17 protein-coding genes, 1 other RNA gene and 1 other annotated feature are annotated in these 21703 nt (G+C 38.4%); of the genes, 2 read left to right on the plus strand and 16 right to left on the minus strand.

The annotated features are described in order from the left end of the window. Window positions 1-202 precede the first annotated feature (202 nt). The 7 genes from NY607_RS06340 to hisS all read right to left on the minus strand — a co-directional run bounded on the left by NY607_RS06340 (window position 203) and on the right by hisS (window position 7201). Window positions 203-1378 (minus strand): GNAT family N-acetyltransferase, encoded by a 1176-nt coding sequence (locus NY607_RS06340; RefSeq protein WP_131520509.1) that lies wholly within the window; start codon window positions 1376-1378, stop codon window positions 203-205. Between the two features lie 87 nt (window positions 1379-1465). Beyond that, window positions 1466-1744, minus strand: coding sequence for an HPr family phosphocarrier protein (locus NY607_RS06345; RefSeq protein ID WP_131520508.1), 279 nt, complete (start codon window positions 1742-1744; stop codon window positions 1466-1468). A 17-nt stretch (window positions 1745-1761) separates the two neighbouring features. Continuing rightward, window positions 1762-2481, minus strand: a complete 720-nt coding sequence (locus tag NY607_RS06350) for an SIS domain-containing protein (protein ID WP_259419338.1) — start codon at window positions 2479-2481, stop codon at window positions 1762-1764. Window positions 2482-2485: 4 nt separating this feature from the next. Beyond that, window positions 2486-3208 (minus strand): GntR family transcriptional regulator, encoded by a 723-nt coding sequence (locus NY607_RS06355; RefSeq protein ID WP_004226770.1) that lies wholly within the window; start codon window positions 3206-3208, stop codon window positions 2486-2488. Between the two features lie 550 nt (window positions 3209-3758). Further along, window positions 3759-3958, minus strand: a non-coding RNA gene (ssrS, locus tag NY607_RS06360) — 6S RNA. 139 nt (window positions 3959-4097) lie between these two features. Then, window positions 4098-5867 (minus strand): aspartate--tRNA ligase, encoded by a 1770-nt coding sequence (gene aspS / locus NY607_RS06365; protein ID WP_004226768.1) that lies wholly within the window; start codon window positions 5865-5867, stop codon window positions 4098-4100. A 65-nt stretch (window positions 5868-5932) separates the two neighbouring features. Then, on the minus strand, window positions 5933-7201 hold the full coding sequence (hisS, locus tag NY607_RS06370; RefSeq protein WP_054550047.1) for a histidine--tRNA ligase: 1269 nt from the start codon (window positions 7199-7201) through the stop codon (window positions 5933-5935). A 227-nt stretch (window positions 7202-7428) separates the two neighbouring features. Beyond that, window positions 7429-7671: a binding site (T-box leader), on the minus strand. A 164-nt stretch (window positions 7672-7835) separates the two neighbouring features. On the opposite strand from hisS, the gene NY607_RS06375 reads away from it, so the two are divergent. Beyond that, window positions 7836-9422: an N-acetylmuramoyl-L-alanine amidase family protein gene (locus NY607_RS06375; RefSeq protein WP_131520506.1), complete on the plus strand. Its 1587-nt coding sequence runs from the start codon at window positions 7836-7838 to the stop codon at window positions 9420-9422. Between the two features lie 47 nt (window positions 9423-9469). On the opposite strand, the gene NY607_RS06380 is transcribed toward NY607_RS06375, so the two are convergent. From NY607_RS06380 to NY607_RS06410, 7 genes are all read right to left on the minus strand, one after another. Then, window positions 9470-10876, minus strand: a complete 1407-nt coding sequence (locus NY607_RS06380; protein ID WP_054550044.1) for a YfcC family protein — start codon at window positions 10874-10876, stop codon at window positions 9470-9472. Between the two features lie 637 nt (window positions 10877-11513). Further along, a complete protein-coding gene (locus tag NY607_RS06385; RefSeq protein ID WP_004226745.1) occupies window positions 11514-11729 on the minus strand; it encodes a DUF2642 domain-containing protein in 216 nt (71 codons plus the stop codon). A gap of 71 nt (window positions 11730-11800) precedes the next feature. After that, entirely contained in the window at window positions 11801-12241 is a 441-nt protein-coding gene (gene dtd, locus NY607_RS06390) for a D-aminoacyl-tRNA deacylase (protein ID WP_048392115.1), read from the minus strand. A gap of 32 nt (window positions 12242-12273) precedes the next feature. Further along, window positions 12274-14469: a RelA/SpoT family protein gene (locus NY607_RS06395; protein ID WP_048392114.1), complete on the minus strand. Its 2196-nt coding sequence runs from the start codon at window positions 14467-14469 to the stop codon at window positions 12274-12276. A gap of 205 nt (window positions 14470-14674) precedes the next feature. Further along, complete coding sequence (locus tag NY607_RS06400; protein ID WP_048392113.1) at window positions 14675-15589, minus strand: pseudouridine-5'-phosphate glycosidase; 915 nt, start codon at window positions 15587-15589, stop codon at window positions 14675-14677. 4 nt (window positions 15590-15593) lie between these two features. Next, window positions 15594-16685, minus strand: a complete 1092-nt coding sequence (locus tag NY607_RS06405; protein ID WP_009373750.1) for a carbohydrate kinase — start codon at window positions 16683-16685, stop codon at window positions 15594-15596. A gap of 114 nt (window positions 16686-16799) precedes the next feature. Continuing rightward, window positions 16800-18050 (minus strand): MFS transporter, encoded by a 1251-nt coding sequence (locus NY607_RS06410; RefSeq protein ID WP_259419339.1) that lies wholly within the window; start codon window positions 18048-18050, stop codon window positions 16800-16802. Window positions 18051-18234: 184 nt separating this feature from the next. Here NY607_RS06410 and NY607_RS06415 point away from each other — a divergent pair, with 184 nt between their 5' ends. Further along, a complete protein-coding gene (locus tag NY607_RS06415) occupies window positions 18235-18693 on the plus strand; it encodes a MarR family winged helix-turn-helix transcriptional regulator (RefSeq protein ID WP_009373748.1) in 459 nt (152 codons plus the stop codon). A 39-nt stretch (window positions 18694-18732) separates the two neighbouring features. Here NY607_RS06415 and NY607_RS06420 read toward each other — a convergent pair whose 3' ends face one another. Next, window positions 18733-19245: an adenine phosphoribosyltransferase gene (locus NY607_RS06420; protein ID WP_004226730.1), complete on the minus strand. Its 513-nt coding sequence runs from the start codon at window positions 19243-19245 to the stop codon at window positions 18733-18735. A gap of 23 nt (window positions 19246-19268) precedes the next feature. Continuing rightward, entirely contained in the window at window positions 19269-21599 is a 2331-nt protein-coding gene (gene recJ / locus NY607_RS06425; protein ID WP_259419340.1) for a single-stranded-DNA-specific exonuclease RecJ, read from the minus strand. Between the last annotated feature and the right edge of the window lie 104 nt (window positions 21600-21703).

Below are 21703 nucleotides of genomic sequence, written 5' to 3' on the forward strand. Positions count from 1 at the left end.
CGATTGTGTAATCGCTTACTTATTTTGAGAATAGCACCTATTGGTATATACCACAATACAAATTTTCCATTAATTTTATTTATATCAAGTTATTTACAAAATTGGACTATGTCAATTTTGTCGTGAAATTAATGATTAAAACCAACTGGTATAGTCCAGAAAAAAACGCAAAAAAATTTTAAATTTTCTTATTATTCAATACCTAGAAATACTCATAAAATGCTGGTTTTTCAGTAGGGATTGCCCATTGCCACTGTTCGATAACCTTTTCTACCGTAGGTTGATTAGCATAGACCACCACTTCTTTGACAGAAAGATAACCTACCATCATCGCAGAAAAAAGATTAATTGGTAGTGTTAGCATATGCTTGTCAGAGACCGAATTTGTCTCAATTATTGAGACCTGACCATTTTTATTTATTTGATAAACATGCTCATTCCAGAGACAAAATGGATCTTCAATACGAATAGTTAGTGTTTCTTGAATATCCTTCCACGGATACTGCTGCATAAATACATAAACATCTACTACTCTAATCATCACATCCTGTATGACTTCCCTTTTGAATTGCGGCTCCTTGAAATAAAAGCCAAAAGGATAATGATTACTAGTAACTCCAGTTATGCTACTGACACTTGCTGCATGAGATGTCATATAACGCCACATAGCTTGTTCAGCTAAGAGATTTGCTACAATAAAGTCTTGGATAGTAAATGTCCCATCTCGAATCGTATAACGAATATAGCCTTCTAAGTTATTGTCTTGAAAATAGGCAGCAAAGTGACTATCTGGGCTCCTTCTTTCAAGTCTTTTCCACCATCCTTCATCCCTTACCATGCCACCATTTCGAATGATTGCCTGTGCATTATGAAAATCCTTAATCATCTGAAAGAGCGCAGGATCTAACCACTCAAAGCTCATCCTTTTCATGTCGTCTACTTGTTTCCCTAAAGAGGGAAACATAGTTTGAGGGATTGTATAATGGAGCTTCTCAAAAAATAATTCCCAACCAAAATAACGATAGAAGGACACAGAAAATGGCGCTAATACTGAAATCGTTTGTCCATTGTCTCTCATTTTTTGCAGCGCTTCTGTCATAAGCCTTTTGATAATACCCTGTTGTCGATACTCAGGATACGTTGCAACAAAGCCGATGCCTCCCATTTTAAATGAAACTCCATGCACTGTAATATTTAGCGGTAATATTAATAGCTGCCCAACAATTTTTTTGTCATCATAAGCACCTAAGGTCGTGCTTTGTTCAATCCAATAATGAAAATCCTCTCGACGAGCCCCTGAGTACTTATTTGGAAAGCAATAGTCTCTCAATCGATGAATCTGCCCATAATCATTAGGCGAGACGATGTGAATGTCCATTTAATCACCCCTTAAATTCCAAATATTCAGATAATTATTCATAAGATTCTTTTACAGTGGCATAATCACAACCACTGCAAGAATCTTTTATCCCTCTTGCCATTCTTCTCCTATTGCTTTAGACAACATGACTTCAGTAATAGTTTGAAATAATGTTGCTACATCTGGCCCATCTGCTGAAATTTCCACTATACTCCCTGGTTTTACACCTAGTGACATTACGCCCATAATAGACTTTAAATTAACGGATCTTTCTTCATATGTTAATTTAATATCACTTTGGAATGGTGTCACTGCAGTTACGAGTAATGCAGCCGGTCTGGCATGAATACCTTCAGTAGATGTAATTTTATACATTTTCTTCATTTACATACCCCACTCTTTCACGTAAAATTAATCCGATGTTGATATTTGGCAATCATTTTCTCATTATGTGACCAATCCGAATCAACATTATTGCTGACAAAAATCGGTAACTCTCTTGAGGACTTTGCTAGTGTTTCTATGATTTCACTGAACAAAGCATTTAATAGTAATGAACCAATAACAGTAGATGCTGGCGCATACTGAATGTCATGTATAGTTAGTACACCATCACCAATCGGTATATGGGTATTAATTACAAAATCTACCACCTCTTCTAGCCGCAGCCCACTGTGATGACGTGTAGTCTGTTCCTTATAGTGGAGCGATTGGAGGGATAGCACAAATATCCCTGAATCCTTTGCTAATAAAGCAGCGTCGATAGGTGCTGCATTTCTCCCAGAGGTTGAAATGACGATGCAAACATCATTTTCACGAAAGTCAAACTGTTCCTTATGCAGTCCAATAATAGTTGAATCTTTCTCATTGATTGAAGAAGCTAATGCCCCAGCATGTAAAGCTAATGGTTCAATAAAAACAGGACGGACGGGTACTAAACCACCTGCTCGATAAAATGCCTCCTGTGCCAATAGCTGTGAATGACCACAACCAAATAATTGAATTATCCCACCTTTTTGGAGACGTTGGACAATAATTTGAGCCACATCACTTATATGTGATGCCTCCTGTTCCTTCACAACCTGGATAAGCTTTTCGATTTCAGAAAAATATGCATGCATAAAATCACCTTTTTATTTCACTTATGAATTTATAACGATCAGCTCGATACGTACTGCGTACAAGCTCAAAGGGCTTACCATCTGATAAATAACTTGTACGTTTGATAATTAAAACTGGTGCTGTTTGATTAATTTGTAGAAACTTACTATCCTCTTTCGATACGATGGCTGCCTCCATCTGTTGTACCGCATTCCCAATTTTTTGATGGAACTTTGCTTCGATTAAGGCATAAAGCGAGCCCATTATTTGCTTCTCATCCAACTCCGGATAAATTTTAACTGGGATATATGTTCTTTCGATTGCCATTGGTTGCGCATCTGCATTTCTTATGCGCACTACAAAAAATACTTCTTCGCCAGACTCTATCATCAAATCTCTTGCAATATCCACTGGTGGTATGATTTTCTCAAATCGTAATACCTTACTGCTTGGTTCCATTCCTCTTGCCCGCATATCTTCCGTGAAACTCGTTAAGCCTTTTAACGGTTGCTCTAATTTTGGATTTGCAACATACGTTCCTCTCCCTTTTTCTCGATATAACAGACCACTATTTACTAGATTGGTAATGGATTGACGAACAGTCATTCTACTTACATCAAATTGTGCAGAAAGCTCTCGTTCTGATGGGATGGTCTCACCAATTCTGTATTCTTCTAAATAAATTCGTTGTTTAATAATCTCTTCTATTTGTATATAAATAGGTATATGAGAATTTTTCTCTAACAATTCTTGCACCTTCCTTATCACCTTTATGATTTCTCCATACAACTTTACCTCGTTAGATCGGTTTTTGTATTTCGCATGATTCAACAAAGCTAAATGATATCCACGATAACAGTGTGAAAAGGACATATTTACTTGTCGCTTGATGTGGTAACTTTCTCACTATCATTGTAGCATCTGCGCTCAATCATTGTACCATTATATTCTCAACTGACTAATCACCGTCTTGTAATTTTGATCCAATTTGCCTTTTTTCGATAGGCTTTTCCCTCATGTGTTTTGTATCAATCACAATTAAAACGCTTTCAAAATCATTTAAATAAAGTGTTTATCCTCGTAATATCTGCCTAAAGATATAATGTATCTTTTCCTTTAGCGGATATAGCTTCTCAAAAGGTATAGTTGTCTATACCAATTATATGCTGCTTCATCAGAAATAAAAAGTGATTTTCCATATTTTCTAAACATTCACTTAAAATATTCTACTAGTTCTTGTTTAATTTTATGTAAAAAAAGGAGCTATTAATAAGCTCCTCTCAATCCTATGTATAGGACGAATCCCAATTGTGCCGTAATGCCAAGAAACATTCGTTTTGAACCCGCAATTTGCAGGTGGGTGCCCGCTTTGCAACTTTAAACGTCCCGCTTTATTAGGGGCATGTTTGCGACTACAAAATGAAGGCTCCCGATTCTATAATGTTCGGTCAAAACTGTGAAGTAGAGTTAGCAGTTAGACAAACACATCAGGATTCGTATTACAGTTATCATAACACCACTTTTCTGATAATTCAAACGATTTTCTCTAATAATCTATAAATTTATAAGAAAACGCAAAAAATACCTAGATTCCCTACAGTATTTGCTAGGTAATCCAGGTATTTTGTATTATACATTATTTTCTAAATGGTTTGATGGCCAGACTTAGCTCACTTAATTGCTCTGGAGATACTTCGCTTGGTGCTTCTGTCATCAAGCAGCTAGCACTAGCAGTTTTAGGGAATGCAATTGTATCGCGTAAATTAGTACGACCTGCTAATAGCATAACGAAGCGATCAAGACCAAAGGCAAGACCTGCATGTGGTGGTACGCCGTATTCAAACGCTTCTAATAGGAAGCCAAATTGTGCTTGTGCTTCTTCTTCTGAGAAGCCAAGTAATTCAAACATTTTCTCTTGTAGGTCACGTTCGTAAATACGTAATGAACCACCACCAAGTTCATAGCCGTTTAAAACGATATCATATGCTTGTGCACGTACTGCTGCAGGGTCTGTGTCCATTAACGCTATATCTTCATCAAACGGGCGTGTGAATGGATGGTGTGCTGCATAGTAGCGTCCATCTTCCTCTGAGTATTCGAATAATGGCCAATCAGTAATCCAAAGGAAAGCAAATTGTGATTCATCGATCAGATTTAAATCTTGTCCTAATTTTGTACGAAGAGCACCTAATGAAGCTGCTACAACAGCGGCTTTATCTGCTACAAATACTAGAATATCGCCAACTTCTGCTCCCATACGCTCGATTAAGGCTGCTGCTAATGCCTCGTCAAAGAATTTCGCAATTGGTCCGTTTAAGCCTTCTTCTGTTACCTTTAACCAGGCAAGACCTTTTGCTCCGTAAATCCCAACGAATTTTGTTAACTCGTCCATGTCTTTACGAGAATATTTGTCAGCTGCACCTTTAATATTGATACTTTTCACTTGTTTTCCTTGTGCAACAGTATCAGCAAATACTTTGAAATTACAGCCTTCAAAAATATCATTTAACGCCACAAGCTCTAATCCAAAACGTACATCTGGCTTATCTGAACCATAACGATCCATTGCTTCTTGGTATTTCATGCGCTGGAATGGTGCAGGAATGTCAATTCCTTTTACTTCTTTCATAACCGCTTGAATTAAGCGCTCGTTCATTTCTAATACTTCTTCTTGTGTTAAGAAGCTCGTTTCAATGTCCACCTGTGTAAACTCTGGTTGACGGTCAGCACGTAAATCTTCGTCACGGAAGCAACGCGCAATTTGGAAGTACTTTTCAAAACCAGCAACCATTAATAATTGCTTAAATAATTGAGGTGATTGTGGTAAGGCATAAAATTCACCTTCATGTACACGTGAAGGAACTAAATAGTCTCGAGCACCCTCTGGCGTTGATTTTGTTAAAATTGGTGTTTCAACTTCTAAGAATCCTTCATTTTGTAGGAAGTTACGAATTGTACGTGTCACATCAGAACGCATTTTGAAAGTATCGAACATTACGGGACGACGTAAGTCTAGATAACGATATTTTAAACGTAAATCTTCTGATACATCTGTACGATCTTCGATTTGGAATGGCGTTGTTTTTGCCGTATTAATTACGACTAATTTTGTTGCTTCCACTTCAATTTTACCGTTTGGTACATTCGGGTTGATTTGATCCTCTGTACGAAGGATGACTGTGCCTTCCACTTCGATCACATATTCACTACGCACTTTATCCGCTAATGCGTGTGCTTCTGCAACATCTGGACTAAACACAACTTGCGTAATACCTGTACGGTCACGCAAATCAATAAAAATTAAACCACCAAGGTCACGACGACGCTGTACCCAACCTTTTAATACGACTTTTTCGCCTTGTAACGCTTCTGACAGCTCGTTACTAGCATGTGTTCTTGTAGCCATTGTTAAATTCCTCCAAAATATCTTCAATTTATGTAGCATTTCCTAGAAATGCCCTCTGTTTATTTTTAAGCTTTTTGTGTTAAATAGTTCACTAGCTCTGAAAACGCCACTTTGTGCTGCTCCCCAGATTCCATATGTTTTACAGCCGCTGCTTGCTCTTCAAGTTCTGTTTCGCCAAGAACAAGCGTATATTTTGCACCTAGTCGATCCGCTGATTTCATTTGAGCTTTCATTTTACGGTCTAAATAATCCATCTCTGTCGCAAGTCCCTTTGCTCGGAAAGTGCTTGTCAGCTCAACAGCCTTTTGCTTCGCTTCATCGCCCATTGCAATAATGTAAACATCTAGCCCTGATGCTGTGTCTAATTCAACACCCTCCGCTTCAAGTGCCAGCAACAAGCGCTCAATACTTAATGCAAAACCTATACCTGGTACATCTGGACCGCCAATTTCTTGCACTAATCCATTGTAGCGTCCACCACCACATAATGTTGTAATAGCACCAAAGCCTGATGCTGTGGACATAATTTCAAAAGTTGTGTGATTATAATAATCAAGTCCTCGTACAAGATTTGGATCGACCTCATATGAAATACCCAATGTATCTAAGTACGATTTCACTTGAGCGAAATAAGCAGCTGACTCTTCTGTTAAGAAATCAGTTAACGCTGGAGCCGTTTGCATTAATGGATGCTCACGATCTACCTTACAATCTAAAATTCGCAATGGATTCTTTTGTAAACGATTTTGACAGTCTGAGCAAAATTCATGAATATGTGGCTCAAAATGCTGTAATAAAGCAGTACGATGTGTATCACGTGTTTCTTTATCGCCAAGAGAATTAATCACTAATTTTAAATCCTTTAAACCCGCTGATTCGTAGACGTCCATCGCAAGAGCAATGACTTCTGCATCAATCGCAGGATCTGCTGAACCAATTGCTTCTACCCCAAACTGTACAAATTGACGATAACGACCAGCCTGTTGGCGCTCATAGCGGAACATTGGTCCTAAATAAGAAAGCTTAACTGGCTGATCAGGAGCACCAAACATTTTATGCTCCACATAGGCACGTACGACACCAGCCGTATTTTCTGGACGTAGTGTTAATGAACGCCCTCCACGATCTTCAAATGTATACATTTCCTTTTGTACAACATCAGTTGTTTCCCCAACACCACGTGCAAATAGATCCGTTTGCTCGAAAATTGGTGTGCGAATTTCGTTATAGCGATAAACACGACAAATATCACGAATAATCGCTTCAACTTTTTGCCATTTTTCAGATTGACCTGGCAAAATATCTTGTGTCCCTCGTGGCACTTTAAAACTCATGTAATTCCCTCCTATATTGATTGCTTATGATAGAGCAGCTGTAGTCCCACTTTGAGCGAATGCTTTGGTTGAGCAAATTTTTGTCCTGTTGGAGCGGGTTACAGCCTTGATGAGCGCTTTTCATACTAATTAGAGCGCCTTCCCCTCTTTTCTGAGCAAAAACAACAATCCCTCTTCAAAAACTCATTACTTTTTGAACAACAAAAAAGCCCTCGTCCCTTGCAATAGCAAGGGACGAGAGCTGTATAAGCTTCCGCGGTTCCACCCTAGTTGACACAAATGATTACATGTGTCCTCCTCTTAATCGGATAACGGCCGATTCCGTTTTTTCCTACTAGGCACTGCTTTTCAGAAAAAAGCCTCTCAAGTGTTATTCACGTGATACATTTTTGTAGGAAAGATTGCAGCCTAAGTCTTTCCCTCTCTTTTCCAATAGTGGTATACGCTACTTGCTTGGTCATAAGCGATTAATCATTTTTCGATTACCCTTTATGTTAGTCACTAGCCAAAGCAATGTCAACTATTTTTGTATTTTTCATCAGTCTATCTTGAAAATAACTAATTCTGTTACCATTTTACCACGAATTTTATGATAAAAGCATGGTAAAATAGCACAAGGAATAGGAGGAATCTGATGAGGACAACAATTTTACATAGTATAATCATCTTCGTACTAATGGTAACGATGGCGATTCCAAATAAGAACTTTGTTCAAAGAGCTTCCGCTGACACCAGTGATCTAAAAGTCGCTGGAACGATTCTTCATTTGCGAGAGGGTCCTGGTTTGTCTTATCCCATTATTACGACTTTAGAAGAAGGTGACCCTTTAACCTCAATCGGTCGAGAAGGTGATTGGTACCAAGTCAAAGCAGGTAATTACGAAGGATGGGTTGCCTCTTGGCTGACAGCACCTACTAATGCTAAACAAGTGATTGACAAAACCGTCATTTCACAAGTTGACCGTTTAAATATTCGAACAGAACCAGATATCTCTTCAGCTGTTCTTGGTCAACTTTCTACAGGTAACCAAGCAAACCTCGTTGAAGAAAATGAAGAATGGGCAAAAATCGATTGGAATGGATTAACAGGATGGGTGTCAAAGGATTATGTCACGATCAACGATAACCCTAAAAAAGAAACGGAACCCAAGGAAGATGCTGTTGAAGTAACTACTACACCCACAGCACCCGCCAACAAAGATACAACCTTCACCATTTTAGTGGACACCCTTAATGTTCGTAAGAAGCCAGATTTGAACGCTAAAAAAATCGGCACAGCAACAAAAGGACAAGCCTTTAAAGTACTTACACATGAGCATAATTGGGTACAAATTCAGTACAATGATAAAAAAGTAGGTTGGGTCTATAGTTTTTACGGTACATTCTCCAATAAAGTAAAAAGTACCTCAAAAACGTCAACTTCCAAAGAGTTAGAATCTGTTACGATTATCTATAATGGGACAAACCTACGAACAGATGCCTCAACAGCTGCAGAAGTAGTTGAACGAGTAGATGCTGGTGGAAATTACCCAATTGTAGGCGTTAAAAATGATTTTTATGAAATACAAATAGACGACGAAAAAACAGCTTTTGTCGCGAACTGGGTAGTTACAACAAGTTCCAATAAAGCGACAAGTCCACAGAAAGAAAAGGAAGAGCCTCGCAAAAAAGGTACGTTAACTGGATTAACGATCGTTGTTGATGCTGGTCACGGTGGAAATGATCATGGCACAACTGGTCAACGAGGTACAGAGGAAAAGGGCATTACGTTAAAAACGGCTACTTTGCTTGCTTCCAAGTTAAGTGCTGCTGGCGCAAACGTTGTCATGACGAGAGAATCGGATGAATATGTGGCATTGCGTAAGCGTGTATCGATTGCCCATCAATATGAGGCAGATGCCTTTATTAGCCTTCATTATGATGCGACAGATGATAGCTCCATTAACGGCTTCACATCCTATTATATGAATAGTAATCAAAAAGGGCTTGCTGAAGCAATTCATGATGGTCTTTCCAGTAAACTAGATTTAAGAGACCGTGGTACACAACAAGGAAATTATTTAGTTTTACGAGAGAATCGTCAAAAGGCCGTCCTTATTGAGTTAGGCTTTTTAAGTAATTCCAGTGAGGAGCGCGTCATTACAACAGCTAAATTCCGTGAACAAGCGACTCTTGGTATTTATCAGGGAATTCTCAGCTACTTTAATGAACAAGATGAATAAGCAAAAAAAAGCTGCGGATGATGATAACATCCACAGCTTTTTTATATTTAAGATATTCCTAATGCTACCGCAGCAATTAGCGCCAGACAGGCAATCAATGCCCACCCAAGAATCATCTTCCAGATAAACTTAATCCATTTTTCATATGGGATACCTGCAACAGCTAGATACGCCATTAATGCAGACGAAGTAGGAATAATAGAGTTCGTTAAGGAATCCCCATATTGGAAGGCTAAAACAGCCACTTGTCGCTCTAATCCTAATAAATCAGTGATTGGAATCATAATCGGCATTGTTGCAGCTGCCTGTCCACTACCAGATGAAATAAATAAATTCAAAAGAGCTTGGATAAATAGCATGCCGATTGCACTGATAGCATGTGGCAAATGTCCAATTGTTTCTGATGCTGCATAAACGATTGTATCAATAATTTTCCCCTGCTCTAAAACAACTGTAATAGCACGGGCAAAACCTACAATTAAAGCACCAAATGTTACGGCCTTGGCTCCCTCAATAAAGGAATCAAAGATAGTAGCAGGTTTTAAACCACCAATTAATCCTGCAATTAACCCCATAATTAAAAAGGATGCAGTTAGCTGCGTTAAGAACCAGCCCCAGTTAAAGACACCATAAATATTAAAGCCAATCCCACAAGCCATGACAATAAATACGAATTTATGCTTGCCTGTTAATGCAGGGATGTCAATCGCTGAAACATTGGATTTAGCTTTTTGCTCAATATCGTAAATAACGCTTGCTTGAGGATTCTTTTTCACCTTAAAAGCATAGCGAGATACATAGAAAATAGCAAAACTTAATACAAAAACATAGACAACAGCACGGAAGCCAATCCCTGAGAATAATGGTACATCCGCTAATGATTGTGCTACACCTACCGTAAAGGGATTAAGCATTCCTCCAAAAAATCCACTGGCGGCACCAAGTGTAATCATGGCTGTTCCTGTTACAGCATCAAAGCCCATCGCGCGTGCAATGGCCACACCAATTGGTACGAAAATAATAGTTTCTTCCGCCATCCCCATTGTAAAACCACCAACAGAGAATAAAATCATCGATAAAGGAATCAGTAATTTCTCTCTGCCCTCTAAAGCTTTTACTCCTTTATAAACACCAGCCTCAATAGCACCTGTAGAACGAATAATACCAAATACACCACTGACTAAAAAAATGTAGAAAATAATTTGAGCCCCTTTTTCGAGACCCATTGGAACCGCTGTAAACATTTCAAAAAAGGAAACTGGCTCACTCTCAATATGATGATAGCTTCCATCTACAACGAGCATTCGCCCTTCTTCATCCTCTACACGTTCAAACTCACCCGCTGGTATAATATAGCTTGCAATACCTGCTAAAAAAATAATAGCAAAAATAATCGTATATGTATGAGGTACTTTCAACCAGCTTTTCTTCTTGACCCCCTGTTCATTTTCCATTAAATCGCGCTCCTTTTTCTGATTTAGACATTAGCCGTATATTGTCGCTATTTGTCGCTAATTGAAAATAAATATACATGAGTTTAAATTTATTGTAAAGTATTAATTTTCTATTATTTCTGAAAGCACACGCTATCTTTCCTAATTAAACCTCTTGTTCCTCTTCTATAAACATGGAAAATTTTATTCACATACTCAAATAATAATGGGCATTTTCAACGTTATTTTTTGTTTTCCAAAATAATAATTTTATCTTATATGACGAATTGTTTTTAATTAAGGCAGGAGCAATATGCGGCGGTGTTAGAAATGATAAAGTTTAAATGGATTGTCCTTAAATGCTTTTTATTCATGAACTTCATAAAGTTCCCCTTATTAGTGGGATAAATTAATGATGAAAGACATCAAAGGTTGTAAGTAGAATGGAAAATCGTAGATTAACTATCCATGAGGAATCAAATGGACTTTCTTACATATCGTTTATATTTTTTTAAAAAAATAATATTCAAAGAGTAGCAACTGTTTTAATAGTTTTTATCTCTTCGAAATAAATTTGCTATTTAGGTATTATTATTTGCATTAAACAAATAAAAAAGAACCTTCTATCATTTATGATGATTTGAAGGTTCATACTTTCTCATTTTTTTGTAGTTTCCAATGTAACCCATACAATTTCCTCCATCCGAATGAAGAAAGGCGTACGATTTATCTCAAGAACCATATGGTCAGGTAGTATGGATAATAAAATACCTTGTTGAATATTTTTTTCTGTTTGCACAACTACTGCCTGACCAATCATCATGTTAAGAGTTTCGTATAAATATGGATTTGTTATACTTCTCGTCTGCGTCATGTTTAAGACACTCCTTCCTATAAAACTAACCATACTCTTTAGTATATGAAGGAATTATAGGAAATGTTCCATTATTTTGACTCTAGAAGAATTGTGACTGGACCATCATTAATTAGTGCTACATCCATCATGGCACCAAAAATACCTGTTTCCACATGTAAGCCCTGTTCGCGTAAAGCTTGATTAAAAGCCTCCCACAGTGGCTCAGCTGCTTCTGGTCTAGCTGCATTGATAAAACTTGGACGATTCCCTTTTTTTGCATCCCCATACAGTGTAAATTGCGAGACGGATAAAATAGCGCCCCCATGCTCTAAGATCGAATGATTCATTTTTCCATCTGCATCTTCCCAGAGACGTAAATTGGCTACTTTTTTTGCTAAATAGGCAACATCCTCTTGTGTGTCTTCATGTGTAATTCCCACTAAAAGAACATAGCCATGATCAATTGCTCCTGTAACAGTTCCGTCCACTGTTACAGAGGCAGCTTTACTGCGTTGTAATACTACTTTCATGTACTAAACCCCAATCCTATATTGCCTATCAATTAGTTAATGACGCGTTGCACCGAATAAATATCAGGTGTTTGTTTAATTCGCTCAACTACTTTATGCAAATGTGAAATATTTGAAATAGAAATTGTTAAATGAATTGTTGCCATTTTATCACGGTCAGCACGTCCACTTACTGCTAAAATATTCGTTTTCGTTTCACTAACAATTTGCATGATTTCATTTAAAATGCCAGGTCTATCAAAAGCTGAAACCTCAATATCAACAGGGTATTCCTTTTTCTCAGGAATGACACCATGCTCCCATTCCACTTCAATTAAGCGCTCCTGCTCATCCTCAATTTGAATATTTGGACAGTCCTCACGATGGACAGAAACACCTCTCCCCTTCGTAATAAAGCCTACAATATCATCCCCAGGAACGGGCGTACAGCAGCGAGAAAGTCGAATGAGCATATTATCAATACCCTTTACAATAACACCCGATTCCGTACGCTTTTGTGGAATTGGATTTTTCATTTTTTGTTCAATTTTCTCTAGTGCTTCTTCCTGCTCACGTTCTTTACGACGTTTTTCAGCTAAACGATTTACGACCTGTTGCGCAGTAATACCATTCACACCAACTGCCGCATACAAATCTTCTTCATTCGTATAGTTAAATTTGTCGCATACCCGTTTTAGGTTTTCGGAGGACATCGTTTCCTTTAAATCGAAATCCTGAGCACGGATTTCTTTTTCAATCATTTCTTTACCTTTGACAATATTTTCTTCACGCAGGTGTCGTTTAAAGAATTGCTTTATTTTATTCTTCGCCTGCGAGGATTGAGCTATTTTAAGCCAATCGCGACTCGGACCAAAGGATTGTTTAGAAGTTAAAATTTCAATGATATCGCCCGTTTTTAATGGTGTATCAAGCGGTACCATCTTCCCATTGATTTTCGCTCCAATCGTACGATTTCCTACTTCGGAATGAACACGGTAGGCAAAATCAATAGGAACAGAACCTGCTGGCAATTCAATGACATCACCTTCAGGTGTAAAGACATAAACCATATCAGAAAATAAATCAAATTTTAAGGATTCCATAAATTCTTCTGCGTTGGAAGATTCATTTTGAAACTCCAAAATTTCACGGAACCACGTTAATTTTTGGTCGACATTTTGCTTTTGATGATCAACGTTTTTACCTTCTTTATATGCCCAGTGCGCCGCAATCCCGTACTCTGCAATTTTGTGCATTTCCTTTGTACGAATCTGTACCTCCAACGGATCACCATAAGGTCCAATAACAGTCGTGTGTAGAGACTGGTACAGGTTTTGTTTTGGCATAGCAATATAGTCTTTAAAGCGTCCTGGCATTGGTTTCCAAAGTGTATGCACAATCCCTAATACGGCATAGCAATCTTTAATACTATCGACAAGAACACGAATGGCTAATAAATCATAAATTTCATTAAACTGTTTCTTTTGTAACACCATTTTTCGATAGATACTGTAAATATGTTTTGGTCGACCATAGACATCTGCGTCAATTTCAACCTCATTCAGTTGTGATTTCATCTCAGCCATCACATTTTCTAAATAAGCTTCACGTTCATCACGTTTTTTCTTCATCAGACTGACAATACGATAATATTGTTGTGGGTTTAAATAGCGCAGTGCTGTATCTTCAAGCTCCCATTTTACAGTCGAAATTCCAAGACGATGAGCAAGTGGTGCAAAAATCTCGAGCGTCTCTTTTGAAATGCGTCGTTGCTTTTCAGCAGGTAAATGCTTTAACGTACGCATATTATGAAGACGGTCTGCTAGCTTAATGAGGATGACACGAATATCTTGCGCCATAGCCACAAACATTTTCCGATGATTTTCTGCCTGCTGCGCCTCTTTAGATAAATATTTAATTTTCCCTAGTTTGGTAACACCATCAACAAGCACGGCCACCTCTTCGCCAAATTCACGTACCAAATCATCCCGTGTAAAATCCGTATCTTCGACAACATCATGTAAAAAACCTGCCGCTACAGTTTCTGGGTCCATTTGTAATTCAGCTAGAATACCTGCTACTTGTACTGGGTGAATAATATACGGTTCACCAGAGCTACGGAATTGCTCAATATGGGCATCCCTTGCTAATTCATATGCTTTTTTCACGAATGCGACATTTTCATCATTCATGTAGGATTTGACTAACTCAAAAACGTCCTCAGGAGTCAAAATTTGCTCTTTCGCCATAACATGTCCACCTTGCTCGTCAAATTTTTCAGATTAGATATAAACTTAATTGTATAAAATATTGTGGTCTATTGTAAAGAGACTGTATCATTTAGTTTAGTTAATCTCGTGAACAGTTCGAAAAATGGAAAAAATATTCTTCTTTTTAATAAAAAAGACCCTCTGCGACTTCACGTCACAAAGAGTCCTTGTTTCGACAAATTGATTAATGTAATTGATTGTAAGCTACAGCAATTTTCGCGCCGACTACTGCATTGTTTTTCACTAATGCAATGTTGGCATCAAGACTTTTACCTTCTGTTAATTCTTTAACTTTGCCAAGTAAGAATGGTGTAACATTTTTACCTTGAATGCCATTCTCTTCAGCTTCAACTAAAGCTTTTTCAATAATGTTTGTAATAAATGCATGCTCTAATGCTTCAGACTCAGGAATTGGATTTGCGATGACAGCGCCACCTTTTAAGCCTAATTGCCATTTCGCAGATAGCATTGCTGCAATTTCTTCTGGCGTATCTAATTGGAAGTTTACATCAAATCCACTTTGACGTGTGTAGAATGCTGGTAATTCATTCGTACCATAACCAACCACTGGCACACCTTTTGTTTCAAGATATTCTAATGTAAGACCGATGTCTAAAATAGATTTTGCACCCGCACAGATAACGGCAACATTTGTTTGTGCTAATTCTTCTAAATCAGCAGAGACATCCATTGTTGTTTCCGCACCACGATGTACACCACCAATACCACCTGTAACAAAGATTTCAATACCTGCAAGCTCTGCACAGATCATTGTCGCTGCAACTGTTGTCGCACCTAATTTTTTCGTTGCTAGTAAGTAGCCTAAGTCACGACGTGAAGCTTTTGCAACACCTTGAGCATTACCGAACATTTCTAGCTCTTCATCTGATAGACCAATTTTAATTTTCCCATCAATTAATGCAATTGTTGCTGGGACTGCACCATTATCGCGAATAATTTGCTCAACTTCACGCGCAGTTTGCACGTTTTGTGGGTATGGCATACCGTGTGAAATAATTGTTGATTCTAACGCAACGATCGGTAGACCTTTTGCTTGTCCTGCTTTTACTTCTTCTGATAATACGATGAATTCTTTCATGTTGTTATTCCTCCATTTCATTTTTCAACAAATCTACTGATAATTCAGGTCTTACTGTATAAGGAGATGCCAATGTATTTTTTGCATTGGTTAATCCAGCATCAATACATGTCTCAAAAGATTGTCCAGTCAGCCAGCTGTGAATAACAGCGCTGACAAAGGCATCTCCTGCTCCTGTCACATCTTCAATTTTGTCAATCACTTTAGCGGCAACATGACAAGGGGCAATCGTTGTAGATGCTGCATAAACGCCCTTGCTGCCAGCCGTGATAATGACATGCTCCGCACCTAATTGTAGGAGCTGTTGTAAAGCTTTTTCATAATGGGTAGCGTTTTCAATTTTATGTCCAACAATCGTTTCCGCTTCATCTGTGTTACAAATAAACCAAGTTACGCCTTGTAATGTTTCAGGTAGTCGATTCATTTTTGGCGAAGATACTGGCACAATGACAAGTGGAATATCACGAGCAAGGGCTACTTGCTGGATATACGCCACTGTTTCTTTTGGACAGTTTAAATCCAAAATAAAACAGCCCGCGTTTACAAGCATTGTTTCATGTTTTTTCAACAAGCTCGGTAACAGAAGATCGTAAACCTCCATATTTGCTACAGCTAGTGCTAGCTCACCCTGTTCATCCATGATGGCAGTATAAGAACCTGTGGAAGCCTCTGCAAGCTGCTCTACATAACGTAGATTCATAAAGGATTCCGAAGCCTCTTGGATCACTTGCCAATCAGCATCCTTACCTGCCGTTGTCAGTAACGTCACTTGGTGGTTTAATCTGCCTAAGTTTTCAGCAATATTTCGACCAACGCCACCTACACTAAAGGAAGAGCTGGCAGGGTTAGATGTTCCAAATTGAACATTGCCCTTTACATGGAATTTGCGGTCTAAATTAGCTCCACCGATGCAAATAATTTCATTTTCTTCGGGTAATATATAAGCACGACCTACAATTTTTCCTTGCTTCGTTAAACTAGACACTAAATTAGCAAGCACAGGACGCGACAGATTCATTGCATCTGCCATTTCTTGCTGAGACATAAACGGATTCTGGCGAATTAAAGCAAGCACCGCCTGTTCTCTTTCATTCATAGCATCACCTTTTATTATATTTGTTTATATTATAAACTTTTGTTTGTGTTATGTCAAAAGATTCTTTATTAAAAAAGTTGAACCTCATCTTACCGAGGTTCAACTTTTATGTGTTTACGCTTGCTGGGGTGTTTGTTTTTTAACAATGATAACGAATAAACTGGCCATTGCACAAAACATTCCTGCAAGGAAAAATGCCCATGTATAAGAATTGAAAAATTTATAAATTAACCCCCCACCATACGCAGCAACCGCTGCTCCTGCTTGATGTGAAGCAAATATCCAGCCGTAGATAATACTGCTTTTTTGCATACCAAAAATTTGTCGTGTCATACTGATGGTTGGTGGCACTGTAGCAATCCAATCTAGTCCGTAAAAAATCGTGAAAATCGTTAATAAAACAAATGATCCTTGTGCGAGTGCATAAGGGAGCAATAATAGAGATGCACCTCTTAACAGGTAATACCAAAACAATAACCACCGATTATCGAAGCGATCAGATAACCAGCCAGACGCAGTTGTACCTAATAAATTAAAAATGCCCATAAAAGAAAGGAATGATGCGGCAGTGACTAAAGGAACGCCAAAGCTAATACAATAAGAAACAAAATGAGTACCAATTAATCCGCTTGTCGATAGCCCACAAATAAAAAAACTACCTGCTAAGAGCCAAAATGCTTTAACCTTAATCGCCTCAAATAAACCTTTAAAAGCCATAGCTATTGGATTCTTTTTTTGCTGTATTTGTTGTTCCTCTATAGCCTCCTCTTGTCCATAAGGAGTTAACCCCATATCCTGAGGTCTATTTTTTATAAAAAGCGCAATCATGAAAAACATTATGATACTAAGGAGTAGCATTAATGCGATAGCCCATCGCCAAGAATAGTGTTCAATAATGATAGCTAGAACTGGTAATAAAATTAACTGGCCCGTGGCTGTACTTGCCGTTAAAATACCAACCGCTAATCCTCTGCGTTTTACAAACCAATGATTCGCAACATATGGGCTAAGGACAGTTAAAAAAAGACTTGCTCCAAGACCAATAATGCCCCCCCAAATAACAATTAGCTGCCAGGATTCACTCATCAAAAATGTTAAAGTCATTCCTAATACTAAAGTTGCCATAGCACCTAGCATCATTTTCTTTAAGCCAATGACTTCAAGTAATGCAGCCATAAATGGTCCAGATATGCCATATAAAAACAAACTTACAGCAAAGGCTAAAGCAATGGTTGAACGATCCCAGTGAAATTCTTTTTCAAGAGGGTCGATAAACACGCCAGATGATGACATTGTAATTCCTGCGACAATTATCGAGAAAAATGTGACGATTAAAATAAACCAACTATAATGAACACGTTTCACCTCAACACCTTCTTTTCTTTGATAGACTACAAAACATGTATATACATGTTTAAGTCTGCTTATTTCATTTATATGTATATACATGTATAATCATAGTAAGCGTTCATAAAGCTGTCAAGAAGTAATTTCTAGTTATTGGGTGTATACTTATAATGAGTAGAATCCCCTTAAAGGAGTACTGTCGATGAAGAATCAACTTAAAAATATTGATTATACACAAATTTGTGTTTGTGCAAACCTTAGAAAAAAAACAAGGGTTGTCACACAATTATATGATAAGCTGCTACAGCCTACAGGTTTAAAAGTTACACAATATTCAATGCTTGCACATATTGACCTTCAACAAGCTGTCTCAATCAGCCGTTTAGGTGAAATTTTACAACTGGATCAAACCACTATAACACGTAATATTAATCTATTAAAGCAACATGGCTATGTTGAGTTAAAGCGAGATACCAATGATGCTCGTACCAAAAAAATAACGCTCACTGAAAAAGGTTTAGAAAAGCTGCATGAAGCAGCACCGATTTGGCAAGGCATTCAAGATAGAATTATCGAGGATATTGGAACCGAAAAATACGCAGATTTCTACGATACCTTGCGAACAATGCAAAAAATTATTCAAGCCTATGACGAAGTATAAAAAAAGCGCCCACAGTATAGGGCGCTTTTTGCCATGCTCTTAATATTGAATAAGTGTTTTAATATTTAAATCGCCAAGCTTTTCGCGACCATTTAATTCTAGAAGTTCAATCAGGAATGCACAGCCTACTACCTGACCACCTAATTGTTCTACTAAACGAACCGTTGCTTCAACTGTACCACCAGTCGCTAGTAAATCATCACAGATTAAAACTTTTTGACCAGGCTTAATTGCATCATGATGCATTGTTAACGTATCTTTACCATATTCAAGACCGTAGTCTGCACTTATTACCTCACGTGGTAATTTACCAGGTTTACGAACAGGGGCAAAGCCGATTTCAAGTGCATAGGCAACTGGACAACCGATAATAAAACCACGTGCCTCAGGGCCAACAATAATTTCAGCGCCCACTTCTTTTGCATATTCTACGATTTGGTCTGTTGCATATTTGTATGCAGGACCATTATCCATAATTGTTGTAATATCTCTGAAGGTAATGCCCTCTTTCGGCCAATTTTCAACCGTTGTAACGTATTGCTTTAAATCCATGTTATTGCTCCTCCTACGAAACGTTATTCGTCCGCTGATGTTAAACGTTCATCAAACCATTGTTTTAATTCTATATAAGGAGCATAGACAAGCTTTTGCTCCATTTCAATCTGTTCTGAACGTTGTTTGTAAAACGGTGCCTCTGTTAGTGCTTGTTTTGGAGCATTCACGTTGACAGTCGTCAGTCCACTCTCCATTTTAACAAAATCAAGCTCAAAAAACACCTGTGTCATAAATTTTAGTGTATCTAATGGCCACCCCGTATGCTTCGCTAAATCTGCGATATGCATATCAAGCGGAAAGGCTGGTCGATTTTTCAAGAACTTATAATACCAAGCAAATTGCTCACGAGTAGGTAGACCACTGAAGTATTGTGAGTCAGGCATATAAAAATGAGCATAAATACGTGAAGGGGCTGTCTTCTGTAAAACGTCCTCTAGCTTTTGAACATTGTGTGGCAAGTCTAAGAGCACGATGTAATCACTTTGTTCAATATTTGAAAGGGCTGGGTCAACCAGTGTAATAGATGCACCTATTAATGATTGATAATAGGTCATCGTTTCTGGACGAAAGGCGATAAACCGGGCCACGTCCTTCGGTACGGTATTCAGCCATCGAGCTGTTTGACGGATACCACGAATATCAAATAACTGCCATTCTGTAGTTTGGACATCCTCGATCATAAATTGGGCTTTTTTACGCCCCTGCCATTCGTTAATTTGCAAATCGCCTATAAAGGAAACTTTGATGCCATACGTTAATTCATCATGTAAATGCCCTTTGTTAAAACCAACACTATCCAATTTATCATAGCCGTTTGTTATTTCCATTTTAATATGATTCTCGCCCGCTCCAATTTTACGCATGGAGGCGATTTCTACATCCTCCAGCACATACACAGGCTTAGGGAAATCTGTGCCAAATGGTCCTAGTGTTGAAATTTCCTCAATAGCATCCGCTGAAATTTCATCTATGCTGAGCGGTATATCAATATGCACTACAGGTGTTAATTGCTCCTCTGTTAAACAGGCTCTTGCCTGAGCATCTAAGCGAGTACGTAGTTCATCCACATGCTCTATTGATAAGGTCATACCTGCAGCCATAGGATGTCCACCAAAATGTGGTAAAATATCTCGATTTTTAGCTAGTTCATTATATAGATGAAAACCTTCAATACTTCGAGCAGAACCTTTTGCTATGCCCTTTTCTGGATCGAGTGACAGCACAATCGTTGGACGGTAATACAGTTCAACGAGACGTGAGGCTACAATTCCTACAACACCTGCGTTCCAGCCCTCGCCAGCAACAACAAGAACTAAGGAATTGCCGATTTTTTCATCTGCTTCAATCAGTGCGATGGCTTCATCTGTAATACTTTTCACAATATCTTTGCGCTCGGTATTGCAGGCATTTAGCTTTTTTGCCAATGCGGTTGCTTTAGCATTATCCTCCGCCATTAATAATTCAACACCAGGAGCTGCTTCACCTAGACGACCAACAGCATTCAATCGTGGACCAAAATAAAAGCCAATCGTTTCTTCTGTAATTTTCGTCTGCTCTGTACTGGCTATGTCACACATCGCTTGTACCCATGGACTAAGGGAACGACGCATTTCTTGTATGCCCCTCTTCACGAGATAGCGATTTTCATCCACCAACGGAACTAAATCTGCTACAGTGCCAATCGCCACAAATTCTATTAGATGGCTTGGTAGTTCACCATAAAGAGCATGTGCCAGCTTAAAGGCTACCCCTACTCCTGCTAGCTCGCCAAATGGATATTGCCCTTCTGGTATTCGGGGATGAAGAATAATATCTGCTGGTGGTAGCTCCTCACCTGGTTCATGGTGATCTGTCACAATGACATCCATACCAAGCTCCTTTGCTACTCGAATAGGCTCAATACCAGATATACCATTATCCACTGTAATGATTAACTGTACACCATCTTCATAGGCCTCCCGAAATAGGGCTTCATGCGGACCATAGCCATGGATAAAACGATTCGGAATTTTAAAGGAGACGTCTGCTCCAAGATCTAGTAAAACATGTAACATAACGGTTGTGCTTGTCACACCATCCGCATCATAATCACCATACACTAAAATTTTCTCACCATTTTCTAGTGCTTGTTCAATTCGTGCTACCGCTTCAGCCATACCATGCATAAGAAATGGGTCATGGATATTTGCCTCAGTCATATTTAATAAGCTTTCTGCCTCAGCCGTTGTTTCGCAGCCTCGTGCTGCTAAAATTTTTGCTGCAATCGCAGAAAGTTGTAAGTCATTTTGTAATGCTTGTACAAGTGTTGCGTCAGGACGCTCCACCTGCCATCTTTTTTTCGATAGAATCATCTGCTCACTTCCTTACGAAAGCTATTATACCGAATTTCTATTGGTTGCGCACTATCCGTTAGATTGATAGTTTTATCCATTGGTTTTTAATTTCTATCCGTCAC

Origin of the sequence: Lysinibacillus sp. A4, from assembly GCF_024919535.1 — a bacterium.
Lineage (GTDB): Bacteria > Bacillota > Bacilli > Bacillales_A > Planococcaceae > Lysinibacillus > Lysinibacillus capsici.